The organism is Mycobacterium sp. (genome assembly GCF_052145595.1).
Classification (GTDB): domain Bacteria; phylum Actinomycetota; class Actinomycetes; order Mycobacteriales; family Mycobacteriaceae; genus Mycobacterium.
The window spans coordinates 13,887-38,286 of the sequence record NZ_JBKQOI010000099.1 but is presented as its reverse complement, the minus strand read 5'-3'; the positions used below and the strand labels follow the sequence as shown (position 1 = coordinate 38,286).

Here is a 24,400-nt window from a genome sequence, read left to right as displayed (position 1 = left end):
GCGATACCCGAAAGGCCTAAAACACGGCGTACATTGCACCCCGAATTCCTGGCGCCGCGACTAGCGGCCGTGCGCGCCAGACTGGAAGCCTGACCGTCCGGCTCGCGCGAGCAGCCAGGCGCAGCCCTCCCCTTCGCCGGCGGCAACCAGGTCGAGTTCGGCGAACGCCGCCGGTAGCTCGCCGACCAGAGCGCGGAACCGCCCCGGGGCGGCACCCACTTCGCTCAACACCGCAATCGCCAGCAGCCCGCCCGGCGCCAGGCGCTCGATGATCGCCCGGTAAAGGCGGCGGTCCCGGAACTTGTGGCAGACGACGACGTCGACGGGCGGTCCGGCCGGCAGGCCGTCGTCGAAATCGGTTACGTTAAACCGGCAGCGATCGCCAACTCCAATGCGCCGGGCCAGGTCCCGTGCCTGGGCGATGGCCACGGGCGAGACGTCCAAACCCAAGACCTCCAGCCCTCGCCGGGCCAGCCAGACCGCGCCGAGACCCCGCCCGCACGCCAGATCAAGAGCCCGTCCCGTGGTTGGGAACACCTGCGCATGCGCCGCGAAGACGCCGGGCGGCCCAACCGCACCGGCGGATGCGGGTTCCAGGCTCGCGTACCGCTCGTCCCAGCGGCGCCGGTCCTCCTCGGCCACAGGCGCAACCCTACGGGCCAGGATCGCCCCAGCGTTGCCTGATAGCCCCCCACGGGTCGGCATAGGTACCGGGAAACCCGCGATACGGCGATCGCCAGGCTAGATACCAGCGCAGCGCTGGAGCGAGCACCCGCAGCGGCCACCGGCGCCAGCCGACCTTCGCCCGCGTCTCGGCGTACATTGCGGGTAGCGAATGATGTTGATAGGCAAGGATATTCTGCGAATGCTCGGTGTCCATCCAATCCGTGGCGAACCATGTCCGGTCGTCATCGGGATTACCGCGCCTTCCCGCCGGCAAGCCACCCTTCAAACCCATTGCGGCCGCGGACTCGGTCCCGAGGCTGGCTTGCGTGATGCGATGGGTGTCGTCGCCGCCGACGAGATATATCTCGCGGACGCGATCGGTGACGGTTGCCGCACAGAACGCATGGGCAACGTCGCGCACGTCGACGGTTTGGATGCGTCCGTCGGAGGGCAGCACCGCTTCAAATAAAATCAGATCGCGGTCAAGCGACCATCGCGGTTCGGCCCAGAGCACACCGCCGAGCCGCAACACCACCCAGTCCAGGTCGGAGCCTGTCACGTGCTGCTCCGCCAAGACCTTGTGCGCGCCGTAAAGATCGCTGGGCCGCAACGGTGTCGACGCCGTCAGCAGCCCATCGTTGCGATAGGGGTTGCGGGCGCCGTAGACCGCGACGCTTGAGGCTTGCACGAATCGGGGCGGGATCGGCATGGCCGAAGCCGCATTTACCAAACTCGCGGTGGCGTCGACGTTGACCGCCCGCGCGAGCCCTGGCCTGGCATAGCAAAACGGCGGAATTATGGCGGCCAAATGGATGATGGCCGTTGGTGCGACCGCTTCGAGCAGGGCCGCCACGTCGGCGGGCGGTGTCAGGTCCGCCCAGCGCACCTCGACCCCCGGGCGGGAGGTGAACGCTTGTGCGCGTTTGCGATTCGCGGGTATCTCGAGGTCGGTGGCTACAACTCGGCCGCCCCGGCCGGCCAATGCGGACACCACTGCGGAGCCGACCAGACCGAATGCCCCGGTGACGAGAACGCAATCGTCATTCGACATGGCGGCCCCTCGTTCCCGCACCGGAATCGGCCTTTTCTGGACAGCAGTCTGTATTTGATGCTCGAGGGTAGTAGTTTGACGTTTACCGAGCAAGGCCGAACCGGCCCACGAATCGCACCGCGGACCGCCATAACCGGCTGGTCAGGCTAGGTTTCGAGACGCGTTGTCGGACACCCGTCGCCCTTCCTACACTGGACTGGTGTCTAGAGAAGCGGCCGGACCAGTCACTACCGTCGGAGGCGGCGGCGCGGCCCGCCGTTCAGACCGTCGGCCGGGCCAGACGATCCGCAAAGTGCTCGATGCCGGATTGGAGGAGCTACGCCAATCGTCGTACGCCGACCTGACGATGCGAGCGGTTGCGACCCGCGCCGGAGTATCCCCGGCCAGCGCGTACACGTACTTTCCGTCGAAGAGCGCCCTGGTGGCTGCGGTGTACCTGCGCCTGCTGCGCGACCTGCCGCTGCACACCGACAACGACACGACCAAGACCCGGGTCAGCGCAACGTTGCGGGATATGGCTCTGGTAGCCGCCGATGAGCCCGAGCTGGCAACCGCCTGCGGCGCAGCCCTGATGGCCGACGATCCGGCGGTCAAGCCACTGCGGGAGCAGATCGGCGAAGAGGTGTCCAGGCGGATCGGGGCTGCGCTGGGTCCCGGGTGGCCACGCGCGGTGAAGTCCACCCTGCAGATGACGTTCGCCGGTGCGCTGATGACGGCCCGATTCGTCAGCTATCAAGAGATCGCCGGACAGCTCGACGAGGCGGTCAACCTCATTCTCGGGGCATCGGTCGCCTGAAGCGCAGCGGCTCAACCGAATTCAGTTCCGTGGGTCGCTCGCCGAAGGACCGGCTCGACGCGATCATACACACGGCGCACAGTGTCTCGCCGCCAATACACGGCGAGATAGACGTTATGATCCAGCCATGATCGACAACGGGTTCGCCGTTCGCTGAGCATGCGCAGTCACGGTTGGGCAGGAAATACACCCGCCTCCGACGAGGAGGCGATCGAGCGCATCCTGGATGCAGCCGACAAGATCATCGACGAACGCGGCTCGGCCATGCGGATCGCCGACGTGGCGCGGGCCCTTGGTGTGACACGACAGACCGTCTACCGCTACTTCCCCGGAACGCAGGCGTTGCTGGTGGCAACGGCGCTGCGGTCGGCCGATGGCTTTCTCGATCATTTGGCGGCCCATCTCAAAGGTGTAACCGATCCAGTCGTGGCGATGACCGAAGGAATGGCATTCGCGATCGAACAGCTGGCCTCCGACACTCAGGTCGAATTCGTGTTGAATCAACGCCACCGCGGCGGCCAGACGGTTTCCATCATCTCGGATACGGCGCTGGCCTTCGGACGTTCAATGCTGCATCGCTCCGACGTCGATTGGGAGCACTACGGTTTCGACGATGCAGGTCTCGACGAGCTGAACGAATTCAGCCTTCGGGTGCTGCACTCTTTTCTCGCCGACCCGGGCCGTCCGCCCCGCAGCGGTGCCGATCTTCGGCGCTATCTCACCCGCTGGATTGGACCGGCAATCGCCCATCCGCAGATGGTGCGCGCGATGGAAGCGCTTCGGGGTCCCGAGCCGCCGCGAACACGCCGGCGCCCGTCAAAAGCATCGTGATGCGCTGACTCGGCGGCCGCTGACTGGGCTCCGGTCAAATGTCTCGAATGCCTTGGTCCGCAACGTAATTCGCGAGCCCGTGACAAGCGACGGCGCCCGCTGGCTACGAAATGCGGCCGGGCGCGAATGGCAATCAAGCTCCCCAATTTTCGGGACCATCCCGGAATCGACCATCGCCTAGCCAGCCGGGTGGTTGATCCGTTCCCCGAGTTCGGGGATCCTCAACGGGTTGAAGAACAGCCGAAGGAGGACTGGACGTGGTGGGTCTGGGACAGATAGCACTGAACAGTGCGCCCGTTTTAGGTGGCCTAATGCTGGCCGTCGCAGCCGGCCAATTCAGGGGGCCGGACTATCGAGCACTGATCAAACAGGACATGGATTTGCTGGATCGGCTCCCACCGGACGCCGTTAACAGACGCGCCGAGCTGCAACGCACCATCGATGACCGCATCGATGATTTGGTCGAAGGCGCTGACAGGAGTCGCGCGTTGCGTAATGCCGCAGTGTCTTACCGGGGCAATTGGCGGGATATTGTGCTCTTGCTCTGTGTGCTGTTGTTCACCGTCATCTGGTGGGACGTGAATCACAGCCGGAGCAATTGGCTGCCGATGTTCATCCTGCTGATCCTGCTGTCAGTGGTGGCCGCCGCCTATGCATTCCGTGGCGCGGTGCGCTCCGCCAGTTCGTTCACGCGCAAGCGGCACAGTGCCGATCGGCAGCATCCACTTCCTGGTGCCAACTTAAACAGATAAATGACCGACCCGATCACCTCGGGTAATCCACGAGTAATTTGACTCGTCGCTGCTTGCGCGCGCCCGGGGTTTCGACGCGGCGACTGCTTGCCGAGCAGCCGCTATCATCCTGTGACAAAATTTGAGCCGTGAAACTACCTCCCCTCACCGGTCTCATTTGTGCTGCGGTGGCGCCAGTTTGGGTGCTGCTGGTCGCACCCGTCCCGGCCGCGTCCGCCGACCCGTGCCCCGACGTCGAAGTGGTGTTCGCCCGCGGTACCACCGAGCCACCGGGCGTTGGCCACATCGGTCAGACTTTCGTCGACACGCTGCGCTCGCGCGTCGGCGCAAAATCGCTGGGCGTGTACCCGGTCAACTACCCGGCCACCACCGACTTTCCGACGGCGATCGACGGCATCACTGACGCGGGCCACCACGTTGAGTCGATGGCGACGAACTGCCCTAAAACCAGAATGGTGCTCGGTGGGTATTCCCAAGGCGCGGCCGTGATGGGTTTCGTGACCGCGAACGCGGTCCCGGACGGGGCAGATCTCGCACAGCCGCCCCAGCCGATGCCGCCCGAAATCGCCAGCCACGTCGCCGCGGTCACTCTCTTCGGAAAGCCGTCGACCCAGTTCATGAGCATCATCAACGAGCCGCCCGTCACAATCGGCCCCCTCTACGCACCCAAAACCATCGACTTGTGCGTTACTAACGATCCGGTCTGTTCCGGTTCGGGATTCCCGGCCGCCCACAGGCAGTATGTGGAGGCCGGAATGGTCGATCAGGCGGCCGATTTCGCCGCGAGTCGCCTCTAGAGCGGTGCGACTCAGGGGCCGAGCGCGTCCGGCGATTTGAGATTGGGGAGGTCGAGTGGCGATGGACGGGCAGGCCGCGCCGACCGGTGACGTCGGGAGCGTGGACTTCGATGCCGCCGATAGATTGGCGATCATCAACCTATTCGGCGCCTACGCCTACACCTACGACGAAAACCGACTGGACGAGTTTCGTGCGTTGTTCACCGAGTCACCGGAGCTCGTGTTGGTGCATGAGTTGCCGCACGTTGTCAGCGGATGTGGATACGGTCATGAGTCTGCTCGCGGTCAGGAAGGGAGCCTTCAAGCCCGAGAACAACCAGCGACGCCACGCGCTGAATTCGTTCTGGTTTTCCACTCAAAGCGCGCGCGCAGCGACCGGACGTTGCTATGTCCAGGTTTTCGCCATCAAGGACGGCGGCCCGCCCACTCCCGACCTCACCGGCTGTTACGAGTTCACCGCGGTCAAGCAGGACGGGGCGTGGCGGTTCAGCAGGTGGGTGGTGGCGATCGACCAGACAGAGCCGCACAACGACGAGTGAACGCTGCGCTTGGAGTTGAGTCAGTAGCGGGGCCCGGCTCCAGCCTCGAGAACTTCGAGGGCCGCATCGATATTCGGAATGATCGTCGGACCGTAATTGTGCACCACCTGCCCGAGCGCGCGGGCGATGTGCGGACCGACGGCGCCGGCTGCGAGGACTTCCTCGGCCAGGACGATGCCATTCACCAGGTGGGCGGCGCTCAGGCGGCCGTCAGCGGTCAGTTCGTACCGCCAGTCACCGATCTGGACCCGCTCCGGCTGCGACCGGAAAACGCCGCGCCGCGCCGGGACGAGAATCACCCCCGGAACACCGCCGAACACCTTGACCACCAGCCCCACTCCCCCGGGACCGGCCAACGCCGAGCCGATGGCGAGACTGACCCGCTCGGGGTCGAAGCCCGTCATCAATCACTCATCGGCAGTACGAACGACGGCGTCAGGGTTTGCGCCTCGCCGCTGCGACGTACTGCCGTTCCCGCCACGTAGAACTCGACGGTGTGGTGTCCCCACGCGTAGTTCGAGATGGCGAAATGCACTCCCACGACGCCGTTTCCGCCGTCCCGCTCGGCTTCGCTCTGCATGCGTGACATCGCCAGCTCCCGGGCCTGGTAGTTGCCCTGCGTCCATTGCGGCATCTCAGCGTTGCGCCCCACCTGGCCGAGGGTTCGCATAAACCCTTGTACCGCAACGTGGAACACGCAGTTGCCCATCACGAACGCGACCGGACTGAATCCGGACCGCAGTAGGGTCGTCAGATCCTGGCCCGATAGGTGGCTGGTGAACGCTTGCCCGTTGGGGCGGCGATACGCCCCCGGCTTCGCGGTGTATCGCACGGCGGTCCCGACCGCGATGAACTCGAGGTGCTCGCCTTCCCCCTGATGACGCCACTCCAAACGGACGCCGACCACCCCGTCGGCTCCCAACGAATCGGCCTCGGCCTGCATTCGCGACATCGCATTCCAGCGCGCGCGATATGTCGCGTCGGTGAGCACGGGCAGCTCAGACTGCTGCCTGATTCCGGTGAACTGGTAGCCCACGTGATAGACCGAAACGCCCATCACAAGTTCGATCGGTTCGAATCCGGCCCCATGCAGCAAGACGAATTCATTGATCGACAAGTCAGACGTGAACACCTTGCCGGCGTGCGACAGTCGTTCGCTGGCAACGGGGTCGAGCGGGTTCGGTTGCATCGACAAAAACCCTCCTGCGGTCCCCGGACAGCGTAGCCGGGCTAGGCTCGCCCGGGCCCGCGGAGCGGTTTTGCACACGATAACGTGCGACCGCAGTGGCTGCGCTGAAGGGCCCTTCGATGCGTCGGGTCTGCGGAACTGGGCAGCTCGTTAAGCCTGGCTAACGCACTCACGACTCCCTCGGGTGGCTACCTTGCGGGGTGGTAGTCGCTGCATTCGAGCAGCTCTTTGAGCGCATCGGGGAAGCCGTCGGCGATGCACCACAGGTCCGGCAGCAGGTCGGGGCAGGCGATGATGCCGACGCCGAGGTCTCCATTGAGCGACATGACGGTGATGTTGAGTCCCGCGTTGCCGATGATCGGGCCGAGGGGATACATCGTGTCGACTTGGCAGCCCACGAAGTACAACTGCTCGCGCGGGCCGGGCACGTTCGACAGGATCAGGTTGTAAGCGGGGCTGAGGGTTATCGGCATGCGCGGCAGCATCCGCATGGCCGCGCCGAACATGGTCTGACTGCCGAACTGGGTCCAGTCGTGCAGCAGGGTGGGACCCATGGCCGCGGTGTGGTCTTTGGCGGCCGAGTTTCCCGCGGCGATGGTGCGGATACGTTCGGCCGGATCGCCAATTTGGCTATCCACCCGACAGAACATCCACGTGGTCTGGTTGCGGCCGGGTCGGTCGGACTTGTCGTGGACCGACACCGGTACGGTTGCCACCAGCGGGTTGTCGGGAAGCTCGCCGCGCTCCAGGAGGAACCGCCGCAAAACCCCGGCGCACAACGCCACCACCACGTCGTTGACGGTCACCCCGAACCGCTCCTTGACCCTCGTGACGTCGCGCATATCGAGTTGGGTGTAAGCGATGTTGCGGTGCCGGGTGACGGCGCCATTGAACGGGGTCAGTGGAGCCGTAAACGGCGCGGCCATGGTGCGGCCCTCGCGCGCACGAAGCGCCGTCCGCACCAGCGTCAGCATCGTCGCCGGCAGCACGGTCGCCAGCCGCAGTGGCCGCAGCGCGAACCCCATCAGACCGCTGGCGGCAATCTGCACCGGATTACCACCACCGGCGCCGCGGACGGGCTGCGGCGGCGGCGCGTCGGGCTGCAGGCTGCACAGCTGGGCCAGCAGGTTCGCGCCGGCGACTCCGTCGACCACGGCGTGGTGCACCTTGAGCATCACTGCCACCGCGCTACTGCGGGCGCCGCCTTCGAGCACCCACATCTCCCACAGCGGGTGATCGCGGTCCGGCGGCAGGCCCGCGACGTATCCACAGATCTCGGCCAGCTCGCGGCGACCTCCGGGGGCCGGCACACCGACACGGCGCAGGTGGCGCCGCAGCTGGAAGTCCTCGTCGTCCACCCACACCGGATGATCAAGGTTCAGCTGCGTATCGGCGAGCTTCATCCCGAATTCCGGCATGGCGCTCACACGCTTCGCCAACGCGGTGCGAAAGCGGCCATATGTGTAGCCGCCAGGCATCGTCGCGGTGTCCAACTCCAAAACACAGCACACATTCAACGGCTGAGTCGGCGTCTCCAAATACAGGAAAAATGCATCAAGTCCGCTTAGTCGCTCCATAGCCCCCGCTCGACCAATGACTTTTAAATCCCCGCCCCACTCCGCACAAGTCTAGGCAGCCCAACTGGGCGGCTCCAGCGCTCGAGGGGCCCGTCCGCGTTAAATGTTGATGGCCGGGGTGTGACACCGCGGCGCGTTACGAGCCGTCGCCACCATCACAGGATGAACCAATCGCGATGCGGACTCGTGATATCCGATACCAGCGCCTTTGGGGCACGGGTTCGGGTGCCTGGTCGGCGGCAGGTCGGGGCGTTGTGCGCTGACGAGTGCGGACTCGCGGGAGGATCATGTTCAGACGAGTCGACACATGCGATGCTCCCAAGCACAAACTGCTGACCATTGAACTCCGCGATGTGGTGCGCGAATACCGGGTCGGCGGTCAATCGGTGCGTGCGCTCGACGAGATCAATCTGCGGCTCGACGGCGGGCAGTTCATGTCGGTTGTGGGGCCGTCGGGAGCGGGCAAGAGCACCCTGCTGCATCTACTGGGCGCGCTAGACTCCCCCGATTCGGGGTCGATCGAATTCGACGGCGACGAGATCGGCCGCCTCAGCGATGAGCAGCAGTCGGAGTTTCGCCATTATCGCGTGGGCTTCATATTTCAGTTCTTCAACCTATTGCCGACGCTGTCGGCGTGGGAGAACGTCGCGGTACCGAAGCTGCTCGACGGTGTCCGGCTGGGCAGGGCCAAACCAGAGGCGATTCGGCTGCTCGACCGCGTCGGGCTGGGTAACCGGACGGAGCACAGACCCGCCGAACTGTCCGGCGGGCAGATGCAGCGGGTCGCGGTGGCGCGCGCATTGATGATGGACCCACCGCTGATCCTTGCCGACGAACCAACCGGGAACCTCGATTCCACTACGGGAGCTTCAATCTTGACGCTCCTTGGCGAAGTGGCCCACGAAGCCGGGCGCGGCCGACTGGTGGTGATGGTGACCCACAACGCGGAGGCCGCGGAAGCGACCGACCGGGTGATCATGCTGCAAGACGGTCGGGTCGTTTCCAACGAGCTGTCGGCGGTTCTGGTGTGAGACCACGCTTCGCGATAGGTGCCGCAGCGGGCCGGCTACGTCTTTTCAGCCTGCGCGAGCTTGCCGTGCATCGCCGGCGCACGATGGCATCAATCGCGGTAATGGCCGTGTCGGCAATGTATCTGGTCGCGGTATTCGGCATCTTCGGGTCGATCACCGGATCGGTCAATCGGCTGGCGGACGGCATCGCCGGCATCGCTTCGCTAGAGGTGTCGGGTATCACCGACGCGGGATTTCCCGACACGGTGACCGCCGACGTCGCCGCAGTTCCCGGCGTCGCGGTCGTGGCACCGATGATTCGGACGTCGGCGGCCACGTCGTCGGGGCCGGTGCTGCTGTTTGGTGCCGACGAGCGCATCGCCGCGTTAGGGGGCGCCCTGAAAGATGCCGTGAAAGATGGCAGGGCGGCACAGGTCACGAATCCCCCAGCGAACGGAGTCCGCGTCGGGCCAGCTGTCGGTGATGCCAGAGGCGAGACGTTCCAGCTCGGCTCGGGCTCGGTCACGGTCACCGAGGTGCTCGACGGCAAGCAGGTTGCGGCTCTCAATGGCGGACACTATGTCCTTGCGCCCCTTGCGTTGGCGCAGAACATTACCGGGCGTCAGGGTCAGCTCGACTCGATCCTGATCACCGTCAAACCCGGTGCCGATCCAGCCCAAGTTCGCGCCGCGGTCACCGCCGCGGTGAACGGACGGGCCATCGTCGCCGACCCCAGCATGCGGGCCACCCGCGCCGGCGACGGCGTCAAGCTGATGAACTACATGGCCCTGATGGGCGCGATGGTTGCTTTGCTGGTTGGCGCATTCCTGATCTACACGACGATGACCATGGCGATCACCCAGCGCCGGCCGGTCATCTCGTTGCTGCGTGCGATCGGCGGCCGCCGGGCCACCATTGTGCGTGACATGCTCGCCGAGGCGGCGGTTCTCGGAGTGATCGGCGGAGCCATCGGCTCGGCTATCGGAATACTGATGGGCCGCATCGCAATTGGCCGATTGCCTGCGGCCATCACCCAAGGGCTGGAAGCTCGCATCGAGTACTGGTTGCCCGGCTACGCGATACCTGCCGCGGTCGCGGCGACCGCGCTCACCAGTGTGGTTGCGTCGGCGATGGCGGCGCGGCAGGTGTACAAGGTGGCACCGATCGAGGCGTTGGCCCCCGTTGGGGTGTCAGCGGCGGATCGTGTGCCGCGATGGCTGCGGATCGCCAGCGGAGTTGGAGCCGTCGTGGTCTTTGCGGTGGCGATCGTGGTGGTCGTCGAGCAGCGAGGGGTCATGGCTTTTGTCGCGATGTCGGCGGTGTTTTCCGCCGAGATAGCGCTTGGCTTTGCACTGACCGTGCCAATCGTCAGGGCCACGGCCGCGACGGCCCGGATATTCAGCTCCGTCGGGGCGCTCGCGGCGGCGACCATCGAGCGTGCGCCGCGACGGGTATGGGCGACGGTGATGACGGTGCTCATCGCGGTGGTCACCACCGTCGCGATTACCGGCACGAACGCCGACATGATTCGCTCGGCGAGGGGCATCTTTTCGTCGGTTACCGATGTTCCCGTGTGGGTGAGCGCAGATCCCCCCGACGGCTATCCCACGGATCCTCTGCCGCAAGGTCTTTCGGAAAAGGTGGCCGCGGTGCCGGGCGTCGGACGCGTCGCCGAGGGTGCGTTCGGGTTCGCCGAGGTCGGGGGCTCGCGGGTCATGCTCGACGGGTTTTCTCCCGGAACGGCTGATCCGCTGTACCGCGCGCTCGGCGAGCAGGTTCGTGACCAAGTGCTCGCCGGGCGGGGCGTGGTGCTCTCGCAGAATCTGGGCAAGACTCTGCACGTTCGGGTCGGCGAGCAACTGGGGATGCAGACCCCACGCGGCGTGCAGCGGGCAACCGTGCTCGCGCTGGTGCCGTACTTCTCGACGGTCATCGGCACGGTCGGGATGGGCCTGGATCAAATGCGCTCGTGGTTCGACCGCCCGGTGGCGACCACGCTCGAGATCACTGCGGCACCAAACGTGGACCTCAATCGCCTGTTGGCCGACGTCCGCAGGGTGGTGCCCGCACCGAACTACGTCTATAGCGGTGCCGCCAAGCTGGCGGGCCTCGAGGCGCCGATGCATCAGAGCATGTTCATCGCGAATGCCGTGTGGATCATCGTCGTGTTCGTGGCCGCAGTCGCGCTGCTGAACACGTTGACGCTCTCCGTGCTTGAACGGCTCCGCGAAATCGGTGTGCTGCGGGCGATGGGATCCAGCCGCCGGTTTACGTTGCGGATGGTGCTGGCCGAGGCGACGGGCATCGGTGTCATCGGCGGTGTGTTGGGGCTGCTGTTCGGCCTGGCGGACCAGTGGCTGTTCAGCCTGGTCAGCGGAGACATGATGAATTTCCAGGTCGCCTTCCGGCCAGGCACGATGGCGTTTGTGTTCACCCTCGGCGCGCTGGCGATCAGCCTGCTCGGCTCGGTGCCACCCGCGCGGCGCGCGGCGCGACTGAACATCATTGAAGCCGTGAGCGCCGAATAAGCTCGCGCGCCCGCCGTTTCCTCGGCGCGGCACCCGTCTTGGTTGAGTTCAGAAGCCGAGAGGAAGAAGCGCAGTAAACAGAGGGGCTAAGGGATCCGTGACAGGAAGGGCGATCGAACTATTCAAGAACGGAGCGACCGGACTTTGGAACGTAAGTATTGTCTGCCCGGGCGCCCCTAAGCCCAAGGTGGCTTCAGCCCCGGAAGTCACAGCAGCCGTGAAGAGCGGGCTCGAGATGGTGGTCGCAACAAAGTTATTGTCGTCAGGGTCGGCAAGGGACCTAGTTGACAGCAATCCCCCGAAATTGGTGGTTTGACTCATCAGATCCGGGTCGGCGGGTACGGGGTTGGTGACTGGGCTGAGGCCCAGCGCCGCGGCGAGCCGGCTCGCCAGACCGTGCAGCGGCAGCTGCGCGACGGCAGCTGCGCGACGGCAGCTGACGCCCCCGCGTGATAGCCAGCCATCGCGGCCACATCCTGGGCCCACATCTGCTCATACTCGGCATCGGCGGCCGCAATCGCCGGCGCGTTTTGCCCGAAGAGATTCGACATCACTAACTGCACCAACTCATTCCGGTTGGCAGCCACCAGCAACGGATGCATCGTCGCCGCCCGGGCGGCCTCAAACGCGCCGGCCACTACCCGAGCCTGCCCGGCGGCCCCCGTTGCATGCGTCGCCGCCGCACTTAACCACCCCGCATACGGCGCCGCCGCAGCCGTCATCGCCGCCGACGCCGGACCCTGCCACGCCTGCTCCGTCAATCCCGATGTGACCGACGCAAACGACGATGCCGCGGACCCCAACTCGGAGGCCAGCCCATCCCAGGCCGCCGCCGCATTCAGCATCGGAGCCGACCCCGCACCAGAGAACATCCGCGCCGAGTTGATCTCCGGCGCCAACACCGAAAAGTTCATCGCCACAGTCCCTTCCTTAAGGACCCGTCGCGATCACGCCAGCTGCGTCATCACCGACTACAAGCCCCGTGTACCGCTACACGAGATCCGCACCCCAATAGTTCAATGTGATCTAGCTCCAGGCCCGGTGGAGCTGAGCGTGTCCGGCCCCGCGCGAGCAGATCCAGAATTCAAGCCTTACTCGTCGGCCAACGTCGCGAATCCCTGCAGATGAGGTGTGCACGGGGGCGGCACCAATGTCCGTGGGATGCTGCGCAGTAGCGAAGTATCGAATCCGGCTGCGGCGATGGCGTCGACGGTCCGGCGGTTCGGTTCGCAACCCGACGCCAACCGCGACCACGGCTTCGCGATCAGGTCCTGGAACCGACCCATCGCGCCCTCCCCGCGGACGTGCTCGAGGACAACCAACCTCCCTCCGGGCGCGAGCACGCGCCGGATCTCGCTCAGGGTAGCGGCCACATCATCGACCGAGCACAGCACCAGCCCGATGTGCACCGAGTCGAAACTGTTGTCCGGGAACGGAATCGACTCACCGGTCCCATCGACGATGTCGGCTGCGATGCCATGACGAAGGGCAAGACGGGACGCCATCCGCCGGAATGCGGCCACGGGCTCCACGGCGGCGATCGAGGTGACCGCGGGCGGCACGAACTTCAAGTCGGTCCCCGGCCCCAGACCGACCATCAGCAGGCGGCCGGTCGCATGTGCGACCGCCGCTCGCCGATATCGGTTGTAGAAAAGTCGGTCGAAGATCGGCTGACCGAACCGATATATGTAGGGGAACAACGGATTATCGCGCGTTATCGGCTACCTAGATCCAGTTGGAACGGCGGATATTGGTCGCTCATCAAAGAAACATACACCGCCACCCGGTAGCGCCATCGAACGATGCCCATGAGCAGGTCGAACATGCCCCGGTGGGTCGTCCCTGTGCACAACAACCACAACGCGGAGATAACGCAAAGCACCTGCAGCAGGGGCTCCATCGCCCAGCACAGGAGTATCTGCGGGAGCCCCAGCAGCCACCACTTCACCAGTACGGCCCAGTTCGTGAGGTGCTGCGGATAGTCGACCTCGAGGTCGCCTGGATAGTCGGGCCTAGGCGCGAGCGTGAAAGGCGGGTACTTGTCGGTGCTGTTCATCGGAAATCGGTAGTTCATGACCCGCCACGACCAACGCAGCACCCCGACGTTGAAGTCGAAGATGGGGCGCGGGTAGCGCCCGGTGAACAGGATCGCGACGCCGGCAACGATCGTCAGCATCGGATACACCAAATAAAGAAGTATCAATATGGGGTAGTGCGGCGCGGCCAGCACGCACCACTTGACCAGCCATAGCCAGCGCGAGGGTGCGTCGAAATCACCGCGCACTCGCACGGGACCGTCCACAGTGTGCACCGCGCGCACCGCTTTCGACTCGGCGGTTCTGAGCTCGTTCACGGACGGCTCGACACGATAGGAGTTGGTGCCCTGAGGGCTCGGTTGATCTCCGCCGACATCCGGCGGTGACTGGTCCAACGCAGAAACATGGTCAGGGCCGAGGTGTGTAGCCGGTCCGAGATCAACGCCGCCGGTCTTAGCACGGACTCACCGTGGGCAACCTGCAGCGATGCCACGCGGGACACGGCCCAAACCCGGCGCCGCCTGGTCTTCTCGTACCAGCGCAGCGCCCTCGAAAGGTCGCCGCTGTAGCCATTCGCCCCATTCCGTAGATCCCAAAGCGCCTTGCGCAACACCATAGTGTCGAGCAGCGCCTGGTTGGTTCCTTGCGCCAGGGTCGGCGGCATGGTGTGGGCCGCATCGCCGAGCAACGTCAGCGCCCCAGGGGCCGACGCGCGGGGAATCGGATGCCGAAAATGCGGGTATGGCGAGTGGGCCAGATCTGCGTCGCTCAGATTTGCGAGCACCAGGTCGACGGGTTCGGACCAGCCGGCGAAATTGGACCGGATTACATCCATCGGACGGTGCGGCCTGACAAAGTCGTAGGACCACGGCAAGTCGAACCACCACTGCACATCGGACCCTCCCGCCGGCCACACGCCCGTGTTTCCGTGCTCGCCGATGACGATCATCGCGACCTGCTTGTCGGCAAGCTGCGGAAGCGTGACGAGTCCCTGCCAGCTGCACCACCCGGTGGATTCCGCGGCTTGCGCGCCGGCGACATCTCGAACCGTCGAATGCAGACCATCCGCACCGATCACCAGGTCGCCTTCGATAAATCCGCCGTCTTCGAACTCGACTCGCGCACCATTGGGCGTGGTTGCGACGCCGACCGCGCGGGAGTCGCATCGGATGTGATCAATGGGAAAGCCTTCGAGCAGCCTTTCCAGCAGGACGCGACGCGGGACCATCCGAACCGGTGCACCCAGCCGGTTCTCCATCGCGGTCAGGTCCAAGGTCGCGAGCCGGCGCCCCGTAGAGGTCGTCACCCGCACGCTGGAAAGCAGTTGACCGGCCCCATCCATGTTGACGCCCAGCTGCCGCAGAACCGTCTCGCCATTAGACCAGATGGTCACGGCACCGCCACCGGCTCGCGTATCTTTGCGCTGGTCGAAGACGCTGACGTCATGGCCATCTCGCAGCAATCCACGGGCAACGGAAATGCCGCTCACACCGGCGCCGACGACAAGTATCCGAAGCGGTCGCGTCGACGGCGCTGCCGCGACCGCCGCTCGGGCCGCGCTCCGGCTCGTCACTCTGTTGGACACGAAAGCGCGTGCCAATCGGTTCAAACAGCAGCCAACTCGATTGTCGGCCCGGGTCAGGCCGCGCTTCCCGCGATCTGCACGCTCATCGCCTGGCTGGTGCGCCGCCGATCATCTGGTGCAGATCCTCGATCGACCACGGTCCCGAGTCATGGTGGTCGCGATACCCCAACACTCGCGGTGTTGGCCGATCGACGCTGCCGACGAATCCGCCCGCGGCAATGAAGATCTGGCCCGTGACGTCACGCGCCAAGTCGCTGGCGAGATAGGCATAGACCGGAGCCACAAACGCGGCGGGAGCGCTGTCCAGTGAGGCTCGCATGGTCATTTCGTCGAGCAGTCCGCGGCGGTGCAGGTCCTCGATGTGCATTTCGTACTCGACGCCCGTGGACAGCCTCGTCCGCGCACCGGGACACACCACGTTAGCCCGCACACCGTGGGCCTTCAGTTCGGCGGCGATCGCCATCGTCAGTCCGTTGACGGCACCTTTCCCCGCGGGGTAGCCGGTGCCGCCGTAGTCGCCGAGAAACGCCACCGAGCTGGTGTTGACGATCGTCCCGTGCCCCTGCGCCGCCATCACGCGGGCCGCCAACCGGCACGTGTGAAACGCGGTGCCGAGGTGCGCACTTATCAGCCGGTCGAAGTCCTCCGGTGAGATGTTCAGGATTGAGGAGCCGGCAGGCTCGGCGATCCCGGCGCAATTGATCAGGATGTCTAACCGCGCGAACGTGCTCATGCATTCGCCGATAAGCGCGCTGGCAATGCGCTCCTCGTCCGCGGCTCCGATCACCGCGGTGGCACGCCCTCCCGAGGCGGTAATTGCCGCGACGGTCTCCTCTACGGCGTCAGCGTCGCGCCCGTTGACGACCACGCCGGCGCCAAGGCTGCAGAGCAATTCGGCGACCGCGCGGCCGATACCGCGGCTGCCGCCAGACACCACCGCACCGAGCCCGCCCAGTAGGCCCTGGCTACTCATCGGCACAGGCTCCGGAACGTTCGCAATGCGTTGTGCGCGCGGATTTCTCGAGGGCGATCAAAAGCTTCGCACCGATAACGGACATCAGCCGAACAGTACCCAGCCCACACGCAAATGAGAACCAATCAGAACCACAGCCGGAATTAGCCCCGGCCTGCCGAACACTCGCTCCCAGCGGCGCCCCGTAGGGGATCGGCCACGTGTCGGCTAATTGGGCGCCCATCGCACCGCCGAGCCGGCCTATGATAACGGTTGACAGACCGCCATGCAGCGAACTTCCGAAGCGAAATACGGGCGAGCGATCGCCGGTTGGTGCGAATGGAGCGTATAGTCGCCAGTGAAGTTCGTTCTGGACTTGTCGCCGTTTAGCTCAAAGCGGTCAGTCAGTCGCACGGTTGCTGGGCTTCGCGTGGCTTCGGCGAAACCACACCAGTCACCCTCCCCTCAGTACGCGTGCGCCCGGCAACCGACCCGTCCTGCGGATAACTGTGTGCAGCGGACGCGATTGTGCCCGACACTCCTGCGATGTCTCGCCGCACACGACGCAGAGGAAGTGGGCTTGCGATGCAAACCCGTTTGTGCGTTTGTGTTTACACCAGGGTTCGTGTCGGGAGAAGGCGCCGCAGCCGATGACCGACGTAAGAACTCCACCCCGCCCTACCCCTTCGGCCGGCACCCAGTCGGAGGAGTCCCCCGAGGATTCCTACGAGGACTCCTACCCGGACTCCTACCAGGACGTTCTCGAGATGTTCGTGATTCTGCGCCAGATGCCAGCCGAATCTCACGAGTACAGCCGCCTGCGTGAACGCATCGTGGCCCGATGCCTTCCGTTGGCGGACCATGTGGCCGCCCACTTCGGCCGCCGCGGCGAAGGGCTCGACGACTTGATCCAGGTTGCGCGTCTGGGACTGATGAACGCGGTCAACCGATTCGACCCCGCCAAAGGACCCAGCTTCGTCGGGTACGCGGTCCCCACCATGATGGGCGAGGTTCGGCGTCACTTTCGCGACTACACCTGGGGCATGCGGGTGCCGCGGCGGTTGCGCGAGCTACACGTCCAGATCAGTAGGACGACAGGTGATTTAGCTCAGAAGCTTGGGCGTGCACCCACGGCCGGTGAGCTGTCTCAGGTGCTGGAAGTCCCCCGCGAGGAAATCGTCGAATGCCTTGTCGCGGGCGATGCCTATCGGCTCGAGTCCCTCGACGCACCCCTTGGTGCCGACACTTCCGGCAGGCCCCGAGTGGTGGCGGACGCGGTCGGCGACATCGATCCACAACTCGAGCACATCACCAACCGGGAAGCGGTGCGTGTCCTGGTTGCCAGGCTGCCCGAGCGGGAACGTGAGGTGCTCTACATGCGGTTCTTCGAGTCGATGACCCAAAGCCAGATCGCTGAGCGAATCGGCGTGTCGCAGATGCAAGTCTCGCGCATCCTGGCCAGCACCCTGCGCTGCCTGCGCGACCAACTGGAGTAGCCCGTTCTGGCCCACCGGGACCTTCGGCGACACGAATCGATGTACTGTGCGATTCGGAAACGAACTCGACGGTGTCGCCCGAAGGAGCCTGGAAGGAGCACGATGGGGATGAGGATTTCTCACACGGCGGTCGCGGGCCTGGCGGCGGCGACAGCGCTGACGGTCTCGCTAACCGGGTGCGGCAGCAAGCCCACGTCGTCAACGTCGTCGACATCCAACCCTGGATCGGGCGCCTCGGCCACCACGACCCGCAGCTCAGGGGCGACTTCCTCGGGATCAGCACAGCCGACCGACTACACCGGGTTGTTGATCCAGGCGACAGACATCGACGCACCGGTAACCTTCACGGGCAGTCCACCGACGAACAACCCGAATGGCCAACCGGGCGTCGCCACAACCTTCAGCACCCAAGACAACAGCCACGTCATCAAAGACACCATCCAGGTCCTCGCGGACCCCGCCGCGGCCACCGACGCGTTGAACGCGGCGAAAGGCAAACAGGGTGACGCCGTCAAGAATCCGACGACGCAACCGTCCACTGTCGGCACTAACGGAACAACCTTGTTGGGGAACTCGCCGGATGGTTCCAAGGGCGTGACGATATTGCTGTTCACCCAGGGCAGGGCGTTCGTCACGCTGGAATTTGATGGTCCGCGCGATTCGCTCGCGCCGCCCGAGTTCGTCGACGATTTGGGGCAGAAACAAGACGCGGCGATTAAGAAGGGGCTCGGCGGCTGAGCTAGGCACTGTCTCGGCGGCGCTATCGTGGCGAGCGACCGTTACGGACGGACCGCACGGCCGCGGTCGAGGCGCAGCTCATCGCTCACCAGCCGAGGAGTTCTATGACCATCGTCAACGGCCTGCCGGCTCACGCCCTATTGCTGCATTTTGTGGTGGTGCTCGTCCCGCTTACTGCGCTGCTGGAGATTGCATGCGGTTTATGGCCGGCCGCACGACGCGGCCACCTGTTGTGGTTCACGCTCGCACTGGCCATCGCCACGATGGTATTGACGCCCGTCACTGCAAACGCAGGGCAGTGGCTCTATGACCTGCGGACCAAGCCCACTCCCATCTTGCGCAAGCACGCCGAGCTCGGCAGCACAATGACTTATTTCGCCGCCGCTCTGCTGGCGGTGGCGATCGGGCTCGTCGTGCTGCGCCTGATCGAACGCAGATCCCCCAAGCGCCGCGTGGTAACCCAGGTCATCGTGGCGATAGTGGTTCTCGCCGTTGGAATTTTGTCGATGATCCAGACTTACCGCACGGGTGATGCCGGCGCCCAGTCGGTCTGGGGCGGTGAGATTGCGCGGCTGAAGAAGTCCAACGGGATCTAGCCTCAAACCACGTGCAATGCGACGCGGGCCCAAGCGTTATTGCCGTATCCGCGCGGATTCCACAGGGACGCCACTGATTCCGGCTGTAGGGCACCGGTATCGTCCCAGGCGCGGGCGGTGATGCGCAACGGGCCCGGTGCGAAGTCGACGGTCAGCGACCACGGCCGCCATGTCCATTTACCGGGTGCGGTGCGTAGGTTGGCTTGCCGCCAGCTGAGTCCGTCGTCGAGCGACACGTCAACTCGCTCGACGCTGCGGCCATCGCCGGCGATCCCATAGCCGCGGATGGTCAGCTGCCCCTGCGATACGCGGTCGTCGTCGGCTGGATCGAGGATGTCGCAGTTCAGCGCCAGCGACGACAGCGAAATGCCCTCGCCCGCCGCGACGGCGTCGGTGTCAGCGTCTGAAGGCAGGATCCGGTAATCGTGGGACTGAAAGTAATTTGTCGACGGGCCGGGTTGCACGGTGATGGCGGTGACCCACTTGACGCTGCGAGCGCCGATGTACCCGGGCACCACCACCCGAACTGGGCCACCGTGGGCGCGCGGAAGCGGTTCGGAGTTCATCTGCCACGCGAGTAGCACTTCCTGCGACATCGCCTTACTCAGCGGGATGGAACTGCCGTAGGGCTGAACGGGCCGAGCCTCTTCGGCGACATCCGGAGCTTCGAAGGCGACATGCAGCCCGTCGTCTGGACGCACTGCGGCGGCCGCAAGGACGTCTGCCAGCCGGACACCGCGCCACTCAGCCGTGGAGATCGCCCCATGCGCCCACGGCTCTTTCCCCGGGATCGGCCGCAACCGCAGCATTTCAGCACGCCGATTGCCGGTGCACGCCAGCGTCGCCACCACAGCGTGTTGGTCGAATTCGGTCATCAGCTGCTGGTAGGTCAGGGTGAGCGGCCTGTCCACGCACCCGTCGACCGCTAGTTGCCACTGATGAGGCGGGATGTCGGGGAATGGCCCGTGATTGCGGGCGTAGAACGCGTCGGTAGGGGTGATGTCGCACCCGGCCAACACCGCGGGCGGCGGTTCGGCGTTGTACGGGACGTGTGCACGCACGATCATGTCGTCGCGCTTACCCCACATCGCCGTCGTCGGCGTCATGGCGACCATTGTCACCGTCTGCTCCTCGATTGGCTTGCCATGTGAGGAATCCTTCACGCATTGACGAGCCACGACTAGATGGGTAGTGCTTGTGAACTCACAAGCCTTACTTGTGTGCCGACACGTGCTGCAGCGAAGCCACTCATGGTTAGCCGCCACGGAACGGTTCAGTCAGCCCGGCAAGTGAGATCTCACAAGGCCCGCTTGTATGCTCTCCTTGGAGGATCACGTGAGGACCACCATGCCATCGCTCAGCGCCCACATGCCCGACCTATCCGCATTCGAGATCTTCTTGGCGATCGCCCGGACCGGCAGTCTCGGCGCCGCGGCCCGGGAATTCGGGCTGACGCAGCAGGCGGTTTCGGCGCGACTAGCGTCAATCGAAGCGCAGACCGGCGTCGCGCTAGTCGTCCGGACCCCGCGCGGATCGCAACTGACGTCGGCCGGAGTCGTCGTAGCCGAGTGGACGGATCGATTGCTCGACGTCGCCCAGTACGTAGATGCGGGGTTAGCGTCGCTGCGATCAGAAAAGCGCAAGCGGGTCAAAGTCGCAGCCAGTCTCACGATCGCCGAACAACTCATGCCAAGATGGCTGGTGTCGCTACAGATTGCGACGAAGCGGCTCGGCGCCACCGCTCCCGAGGTCGTCATGACAGCCACCAACAGCGACCAGGCCATCGGCGCCGTGCGCGATGGGACCGCGGATCTCGGATTCATCGAATCCCCCAATGTGCCAAAGGGATTACGCAGCGGTGTCGTCGGGCACGACGAGCTTGTGCTGATCGTGCCCGCTGACCACAAGTGGGCGCACCGTCAGCGATCAGTAACCGCGGCGGAACTGAGTGAAACGCCGCTTGTCAGTCGCGAACCAGGATCGGGGACGCGCGACGCGTTGACCGCCGCCCTGCGCCAAGCCTTGGGAGACACCACACAGCAGGCGCACCCGGTCCTCGAACTGTCCTCTGCCGCTGCGGTGCGTGCTGCCGTCGCCGCGGGCGCGGGGCCAGCCGTGATGAGCCGACTGGCCGTTGCCGACGACCTGGCAATCGGACGTCTGCGAACGGTGGCCGTTCCCGAATTGAACCTGAGGCGCCAGCTCCGAGCCATCTGGGTAGGCGGGCGCACCCCACCCGCCGGCGCGGCCCGGGACCTACTCGCGCACATCATCACCCACGCACACCCACCGCCCAGGCGGTGAACAGGATGGGCCCGGGAACCTCGGTTCGGCCCGGACGGGAAACCTGGCGGGACGCTGATCTTTGCCGCTCTCGGGTCCAGGTGAATTGACCTCGCAATTGTGATGGCGAGCAATCCAACCCGGGTTACCGTTTCCGGTGCCAATGCTTTTGCCGGAAAGGAGTATCGGTGCCTTGAGGATTCCTGCGACGCTCGTTGCTGCCGTGGCGATAGCCGCGACGCTGGCGGGGTTGTCGGTCGTCGCCTGCAGCCGCGGTTCGAAGCCATCACCGGCGGCGCCGAGATCAGTCACCTCAATTGCGACCAGCCGCACGCCGACGTCCGACTACCCCGGGCTGCTGATCCAGGCGAGCGACATCAACGCGCCCGAAAGCTTCACGGCTACAACGCCAATCAACAATCCCAACGGCCAACCGGGCGTTACGACGACGTTCAGTAACCTTGACCGCACCCACACAATCGTCGACAGCATCCAGATCCTGGCGGATCCCGCCGCCGCTGCCAGCGCCCTGGAATCGGCGAAGGCGACAACGGACGGCTACGTCCACGGAGTGCCCGAGCCGATCGCCATCGGAACGGCCGGTACGACGATTTCGGGGCCCTCGCCGGACGGCTCCAAGGGAGTGACGGTGCTGCTGTTTACCGAGGGCAGGGCCTTCGCCGAACTGGAATTCGACGGCCCGCCCGACGCACTCGTGCCACCGGACTTCGTGACCGATGTCGGCCAGAAACAAGATGCGGCCATCAAGCAGGGACTCGCCGGCTGAGCTGCTCACATGGCGACCAGCACGACGGTTGCGAGCGCGACACCGAGGATGGCGAAACTGGCCACCGTCATCGCGGCTTTCACGCCCGGACTGGGCCGCCCCGCTCGCGGTTCTTGTGGCCCATCTCCCGCCATTTCCCCCATCGCCATCCCGGGCATCGGCGTCGGCTCGGATTGGCGGCGAACGGTGAGCATCCCGTGCTTCATGTGATTGGAAACCAGCCACCAGTTGATCGGATAGGCGCACACGAACCCGACTAGCAGCGCCATTGACATGACGAACCAGAACTGCGGGCGAGTTGGGTTGTCAGCTCCCCCAACGCGCATCATGGCGAAGCGGGAAGTGAGCACCATTCCGGTCATCAGCAAGTTCATCGACAACAGTTCCGGCAGAAAAGTCATCTTCAACGACGCCAGATACGACCCGCCGGCCATATCGCGCATCGCGAAGGCTTGGAAGAAAGCCCACCCGAACCCAAAACCCAGCGCGTACTCGAACAGGAAATCCGGCCAGAAGGATAGGGCAAGCACCGACCCGACGGCGGCTGCCACGACGATGCCGATCCCGTCACCGGCGACGCAATGCATGGTCGACCCGAGCGCTTGGCGCCATGGGGCCCTGACGTATTCATCGTGCGTTCCGCGCAGCGGTTCCCGGCAACCGAGTACATAAAAGAACGCGCCAATAGGCCCAGTGAATGCGGTCAGAATCACGAAGGCCCACTTCAGGACTGGCGACTCACGACTAGTTCGCCATATATCGACGACAACGAAAAGAAACGACGGAACCGTCAGGATCCACCAGAGCAGCATTACCCCGTTGAGCATGACGAATAGCCTAAAGCGGCAACGACGTTATGCCGTCGGCGTGAGGAGAAACAGACGGAATTGGCGCCGGCCGGCGCGGTCTTGGGCGATCTGATAATTCGGCCACTCCGCCAGGACGGTGGCCCATGCCTTGTCGCGTTCCTCTCCGGTGAGCAACCGCACCTTCGCGGTGAAGCGATCGCCGCGTGTGCGAACGGTGACCCGTTGTGTCGCTTTGAGATTCGCCGACCACGACGGGTGGCGCTCTCGGCCCCAATTGGAGCCGACCACGATCAGCCCATCCACGGCGGGTACGTACTGCACCGTCGCCGTGCGGGCAAGGCCCGTTTTGCGGCCCGAGGTGGTGATCTGCACGTTGGGCAAGCCGGTGAGGTCCAGGACGCCGATGCGCCCGGTACTGGCGAACCGGAGCAAGGATTCGAGCCCTACGGCGACCGGTCGGCCTGGCAGAACCAGCCAGCGGTATGCCGTCGGGTTCCGCGCCACCCGCTGCAGCGGATTCACATGAATACTCTATTCCGCGCGAAGCCGACCCGGGCGGCAGGCCGCTGAAATCATGCAGGCTACTGCGCATTTCGACTTGACGGCTTACCGCGTCGGTTTGGATGGAGTCGCCGCTAAATAAATTGCTTGATTTAATCTCGTGCGCGGTGTTGACTGTGGCGATGACCGCCGAGCGGATGGCTCGTTCCGACAGATCGACGGGCACCCGAGAGGCGCTCTTGTCGGCCGCGGAGGTGTTGTTCGCCGAGCGTGGCATGTATGCCGTGTCCAACCGGCAGATCAGCGAGGCGGCCGGACAAGGTAACAACGCCGCGGCTTGCTATCACTTCGGGACGAGGACCGACCTGCTCCGGGCGATCGAAAGCAAGCACCGCCGGCCGATCGAGGAGCTGCGCGCGCAGATGCTGGTCGACATCGGCGATCCGACCGAACTGCGCGACTGGGTGAGCGCACTGGTGCGCCCACTGACCGATCACCTGGCCGAGTTGGGCAGTCCGACCTGGTACGCACGGTTTGCCGCCCAGGCGATGGCCGACCCCACGTATCGCCAGGTCGTCACCAAGGACGCGCTCACGTCGCCGATGCTGGTGCAGACGATCGACGGCATCAATCGCTGCCTTCCCGACCTGCCCAAGCGAGTGCGTTTCGAACGGATCGCGATGGTCCGCAACCTGCTGATGCACACCTGCGCCGAGCACGAGGGCGCGCTGGCCGAGCACGGCCCACGGTCGCGGTCCAGCTGGCCGGTTGCCGGCGAAGGGCTGATCGACGCGATTGTCGGGCTGTGGCGCGCGCCGGTGCATGTGAACGTGGCGGGCGGCTAGCAATCGAAGAAAACGGCGCAGGCCAAGAACCGAGGA

The 24,400-nt window shown here is 65.0% G+C and carries 25 protein-coding genes and 1 pseudogene; 13 read left to right on the top strand and 13 right to left on the bottom strand.

Features of this window, described 5'->3' with window-relative positions:
• Nucleotides 1-60 precede the first annotated feature (60 nt).
• Nucleotides 61-642 (bottom strand): class I SAM-dependent methyltransferase, encoded by a 582-nt coding sequence (locus ACLP4W_RS08645; protein ID WP_442385721.1) that lies wholly within the window; start codon nucleotides 640-642, stop codon nucleotides 61-63.
• Between the two features lie 10 nt (nucleotides 643-652).
• On the bottom strand, nucleotides 653-1,717 hold the full coding sequence (locus tag ACLP4W_RS08640; protein ID WP_442385720.1) for an NAD-dependent epimerase/dehydratase family protein: 1,065 nt from the start codon (nucleotides 1,715-1,717) through the stop codon (nucleotides 653-655).
• A gap of 199 nt (nucleotides 1,718-1,916) precedes the next feature.
• Here ACLP4W_RS08640 and ACLP4W_RS08635 point away from each other — a divergent pair, with 199 nt between their 5' ends.
• From ACLP4W_RS08635 to ACLP4W_RS08615, 5 genes are all read left to right on the top strand, one after another.
• On the top strand, nucleotides 1,917-2,513 hold the full coding sequence (locus ACLP4W_RS08635; RefSeq protein WP_442385719.1) for a TetR/AcrR family transcriptional regulator: 597 nt from the start codon (nucleotides 1,917-1,919) through the stop codon (nucleotides 2,511-2,513).
• 159 nt (nucleotides 2,514-2,672) lie between these two features.
• Nucleotides 2,673-3,344: a TetR/AcrR family transcriptional regulator gene (locus ACLP4W_RS08630; RefSeq protein ID WP_442385718.1), complete on the top strand. Its 672-nt coding sequence runs from the start codon at nucleotides 2,673-2,675 to the stop codon at nucleotides 3,342-3,344.
• A gap of 251 nt (nucleotides 3,345-3,595) precedes the next feature.
• Nucleotides 3,596-4,096, top strand: a complete 501-nt coding sequence (locus ACLP4W_RS08625; RefSeq protein WP_442385748.1) for a hypothetical protein — start codon at nucleotides 3,596-3,598, stop codon at nucleotides 4,094-4,096.
• Nucleotides 4,097-4,224: 128 nt separating this feature from the next.
• Entirely contained in the window at nucleotides 4,225-4,893 is a 669-nt protein-coding gene (locus tag ACLP4W_RS08620) for a cutinase family protein (RefSeq protein WP_442385717.1), read from the top strand.
• Nucleotides 4,894-5,162: 269 nt separating this feature from the next.
• Nucleotides 5,163-5,432 carry a nuclear transport factor 2 family protein gene (locus ACLP4W_RS08615; RefSeq protein ID WP_442385716.1) on the top strand — a complete coding sequence of 90 codons (270 nt, stop codon included), beginning with the start codon at nucleotides 5,163-5,165 and terminating at the stop codon, nucleotides 5,430-5,432.
• A gap of 20 nt (nucleotides 5,433-5,452) precedes the next feature.
• Here ACLP4W_RS08615 and ACLP4W_RS08610 read toward each other — a convergent pair whose 3' ends face one another.
• From ACLP4W_RS08610 to ACLP4W_RS08600, 3 genes are all read right to left on the bottom strand, one after another.
• Nucleotides 5,453-5,836: a DUF5073 family protein gene (locus ACLP4W_RS08610; protein ID WP_442385715.1), complete on the bottom strand. Its 384-nt coding sequence runs from the start codon at nucleotides 5,834-5,836 to the stop codon at nucleotides 5,453-5,455.
• Nucleotides 5,836-6,621 (bottom strand): heavy metal-binding domain-containing protein, encoded by a 786-nt coding sequence (locus ACLP4W_RS08605; protein ID WP_442385714.1) that lies wholly within the window; start codon nucleotides 6,619-6,621, stop codon nucleotides 5,836-5,838. Before ACLP4W_RS08605 ends, ACLP4W_RS08610 begins: the two co-directional genes overlap by 1 nt.
• 188 nt (nucleotides 6,622-6,809) lie before the next feature.
• Nucleotides 6,810-8,198, bottom strand: a complete 1,389-nt coding sequence (locus ACLP4W_RS08600) for a WS/DGAT/MGAT family O-acyltransferase (protein ID WP_442385713.1) — start codon at nucleotides 8,196-8,198, stop codon at nucleotides 6,810-6,812.
• A 332-nt stretch (nucleotides 8,199-8,530) separates the two neighbouring features.
• On the opposite strand from ACLP4W_RS08600, the gene ACLP4W_RS08595 reads away from it, so the two are divergent.
• The gene (locus ACLP4W_RS08595; RefSeq protein WP_442385747.1) at nucleotides 8,531-9,229 is read left to right on the top strand and encodes an ABC transporter ATP-binding protein; all 699 of its coding nucleotides are present in this window, start codon (nucleotides 8,531-8,533) and stop codon (nucleotides 9,227-9,229) included.
• Complete coding sequence (locus tag ACLP4W_RS08590) at nucleotides 9,226-11,736, top strand: ABC transporter permease (protein ID WP_442385712.1); 2,511 nt, start codon at nucleotides 9,226-9,228, stop codon at nucleotides 11,734-11,736. The genes ACLP4W_RS08595 and ACLP4W_RS08590 overlap by 4 nt, the downstream gene beginning before the upstream one ends.
• 419 nt (nucleotides 11,737-12,155) lie before the next feature.
• Here ACLP4W_RS08590 and ACLP4W_RS08585 read toward each other — a convergent pair.
• The 5 genes and pseudogenes from ACLP4W_RS08585 to ACLP4W_RS08565 all read right to left on the bottom strand — a co-directional run.
• Nucleotides 12,156-12,650 (bottom strand): annotated as a pseudogene (locus tag ACLP4W_RS08585) (PPE family protein); the annotation flags it as partial.
• Between the two features lie 177 nt (nucleotides 12,651-12,827).
• Nucleotides 12,828-13,454, bottom strand: a complete 627-nt coding sequence (locus tag ACLP4W_RS08580; RefSeq protein ID WP_442385746.1) for a class I SAM-dependent methyltransferase — start codon at nucleotides 13,452-13,454, stop codon at nucleotides 12,828-12,830.
• Nucleotides 13,451-14,020, bottom strand: a complete 570-nt coding sequence (locus tag ACLP4W_RS08575) for a DUF4389 domain-containing protein (protein ID WP_442385745.1) — start codon at nucleotides 14,018-14,020, stop codon at nucleotides 13,451-13,453. Before ACLP4W_RS08575 ends, ACLP4W_RS08580 begins: the two co-directional genes overlap by 4 nt.
• Before the next feature lie 65 nt (nucleotides 14,021-14,085).
• Nucleotides 14,086-15,282 (bottom strand): FAD-dependent oxidoreductase, encoded by a 1,197-nt coding sequence (locus tag ACLP4W_RS08570; RefSeq protein ID WP_442385744.1) that lies wholly within the window; start codon nucleotides 15,280-15,282, stop codon nucleotides 14,086-14,088.
• 157 nt (nucleotides 15,283-15,439) lie between these two features.
• Nucleotides 15,440-16,330 (bottom strand): SDR family NAD(P)-dependent oxidoreductase, encoded by an 891-nt coding sequence (locus ACLP4W_RS08565; protein ID WP_442385711.1) that lies wholly within the window; start codon nucleotides 16,328-16,330, stop codon nucleotides 15,440-15,442.
• Nucleotides 16,331-16,959: 629 nt separating this feature from the next.
• On the opposite strand from ACLP4W_RS08565, the gene ACLP4W_RS08560 reads away from it, so the two are divergent.
• From ACLP4W_RS08560 to ACLP4W_RS08550, 3 genes are all read left to right on the top strand, one after another.
• On the top strand, nucleotides 16,960-17,805 hold the full coding sequence (locus ACLP4W_RS08560) for a SigB/SigF/SigG family RNA polymerase sigma factor (RefSeq protein ID WP_442385710.1): 846 nt from the start codon (nucleotides 16,960-16,962) through the stop codon (nucleotides 17,803-17,805).
• A 108-nt stretch (nucleotides 17,806-17,913) separates the two neighbouring features.
• Nucleotides 17,914-18,543: a hypothetical protein gene (locus ACLP4W_RS08555; RefSeq protein WP_442385709.1), complete on the top strand. Its 630-nt coding sequence runs from the start codon at nucleotides 17,914-17,916 to the stop codon at nucleotides 18,541-18,543.
• Between the two features lie 104 nt (nucleotides 18,544-18,647).
• Complete coding sequence (locus ACLP4W_RS08550; RefSeq protein WP_442385708.1) at nucleotides 18,648-19,139, top strand: DUF2231 domain-containing protein; 492 nt, start codon at nucleotides 18,648-18,650, stop codon at nucleotides 19,137-19,139.
• Between the two features lie 2 nt (nucleotides 19,140-19,141).
• Here the strand turns inward: ACLP4W_RS08550 and ACLP4W_RS08545 are convergent, their stop codons facing one another.
• Nucleotides 19,142-20,254 (bottom strand): sulfite oxidase, encoded by a 1,113-nt coding sequence (locus tag ACLP4W_RS08545; protein WP_442385743.1) that lies wholly within the window; start codon nucleotides 20,252-20,254, stop codon nucleotides 19,142-19,144.
• A gap of 232 nt (nucleotides 20,255-20,486) precedes the next feature.
• Between ACLP4W_RS08545 and ACLP4W_RS08540 the strand changes: the two genes are divergently transcribed.
• Both ACLP4W_RS08540 and ACLP4W_RS08535 read left to right on the top strand, forming a co-directional pair.
• Nucleotides 20,487-21,443 (top strand): LysR family transcriptional regulator, encoded by a 957-nt coding sequence (locus ACLP4W_RS08540; RefSeq protein WP_442385742.1) that lies wholly within the window; start codon nucleotides 20,487-20,489, stop codon nucleotides 21,441-21,443.
• A 172-nt stretch (nucleotides 21,444-21,615) separates the two neighbouring features.
• On the top strand, nucleotides 21,616-22,209 hold the full coding sequence (locus tag ACLP4W_RS08535) for a hypothetical protein (protein ID WP_442385707.1): 594 nt from the start codon (nucleotides 21,616-21,618) through the stop codon (nucleotides 22,207-22,209).
• 5 nt (nucleotides 22,210-22,214) lie between these two features.
• Here the strand turns inward: ACLP4W_RS08535 and ACLP4W_RS08530 are convergent, their stop codons facing one another.
• Both ACLP4W_RS08530 and ACLP4W_RS08525 read right to left on the bottom strand, forming a co-directional pair.
• Entirely contained in the window at nucleotides 22,215-23,036 is an 822-nt protein-coding gene (locus ACLP4W_RS08530) for a DUF4396 domain-containing protein (RefSeq protein WP_442385706.1), read from the bottom strand.
• Between the two features lie 27 nt (nucleotides 23,037-23,063).
• Nucleotides 23,064-23,540: a nitroreductase family deazaflavin-dependent oxidoreductase gene (locus ACLP4W_RS08525; RefSeq protein WP_442385705.1), complete on the bottom strand. Its 477-nt coding sequence runs from the start codon at nucleotides 23,538-23,540 to the stop codon at nucleotides 23,064-23,066.
• Between the two features lie 146 nt (nucleotides 23,541-23,686).
• On the opposite strand from ACLP4W_RS08525, the gene ACLP4W_RS08520 reads away from it, so the two are divergent.
• The gene (locus ACLP4W_RS08520; RefSeq protein WP_442385704.1) at nucleotides 23,687-24,364 is read left to right on the top strand and encodes a TetR family transcriptional regulator; all 678 of its coding nucleotides are present in this window, start codon (nucleotides 23,687-23,689) and stop codon (nucleotides 24,362-24,364) included.
• Nucleotides 24,365-24,400 lie beyond the last annotated feature (36 nt).

Bases quoted from the DNA above. Each gene is read 5' to 3' on its own strand.
- ACLP4W_RS08640 (WP_442385720.1), bottom strand. From the start codon at position 1,717: ATGTCGAATGACGATTGCGTTCTCGTCACCGGGGCATTCGGTCTGGTC.
- ACLP4W_RS08630 (WP_442385718.1), top strand. From the start codon at position 2,673: ATGCGCAGTCACGGTTGGGCAGGAAATACACCCGCCTCCGACGAGGAG.
- ACLP4W_RS08615 (WP_442385716.1), top strand. From the start codon at position 5,163: ATGAGTCTGCTCGCGGTCAGGAAGGGAGCCTTCAAGCCCGAGAACAAC.
- ACLP4W_RS08610 (WP_442385715.1), bottom strand. From the start codon at position 5,836: ATGACGGGCTTCGACCCCGAGCGGGTCAGTCTCGCCATCGGCTCGGCG.
- ACLP4W_RS08605 (WP_442385714.1), bottom strand. From the start codon at position 6,621: ATGCAACCGAACCCGCTCGACCCCGTTGCCAGCGAACGACTGTCGCAC.
- ACLP4W_RS08600 (WP_442385713.1), bottom strand. From the start codon at position 8,198: ATGGAGCGACTAAGCGGACTTGATGCATTTTTCCTGTATTTGGAGACG.
- ACLP4W_RS08565 (WP_442385711.1), bottom strand. From the start codon at position 16,330: ATGAGTAGCCAGGGCCTACTGGGCGGGCTCGGTGCGGTGGTGTCTGGC.
- ACLP4W_RS08560 (WP_442385710.1), top strand. From the start codon at position 16,960: ATGACCGACGTAAGAACTCCACCCCGCCCTACCCCTTCGGCCGGCACC.
- ACLP4W_RS08555 (WP_442385709.1), top strand. From the start codon at position 17,914: ATGAGGATTTCTCACACGGCGGTCGCGGGCCTGGCGGCGGCGACAGCG.
- ACLP4W_RS08550 (WP_442385708.1), top strand. From the start codon at position 18,648: ATGACCATCGTCAACGGCCTGCCGGCTCACGCCCTATTGCTGCATTTT.
- ACLP4W_RS08545 (WP_442385743.1), bottom strand. From the start codon at position 20,254: ATGGTCGCCATGACGCCGACGACGGCGATGTGGGGTAAGCGCGACGAC.
- ACLP4W_RS08540 (WP_442385742.1), top strand. From the start codon at position 20,487: ATGCCATCGCTCAGCGCCCACATGCCCGACCTATCCGCATTCGAGATC.
- ACLP4W_RS08530 (WP_442385706.1), bottom strand. From the start codon at position 23,036: ATGCTCAACGGGGTAATGCTGCTCTGGTGGATCCTGACGGTTCCGTCG.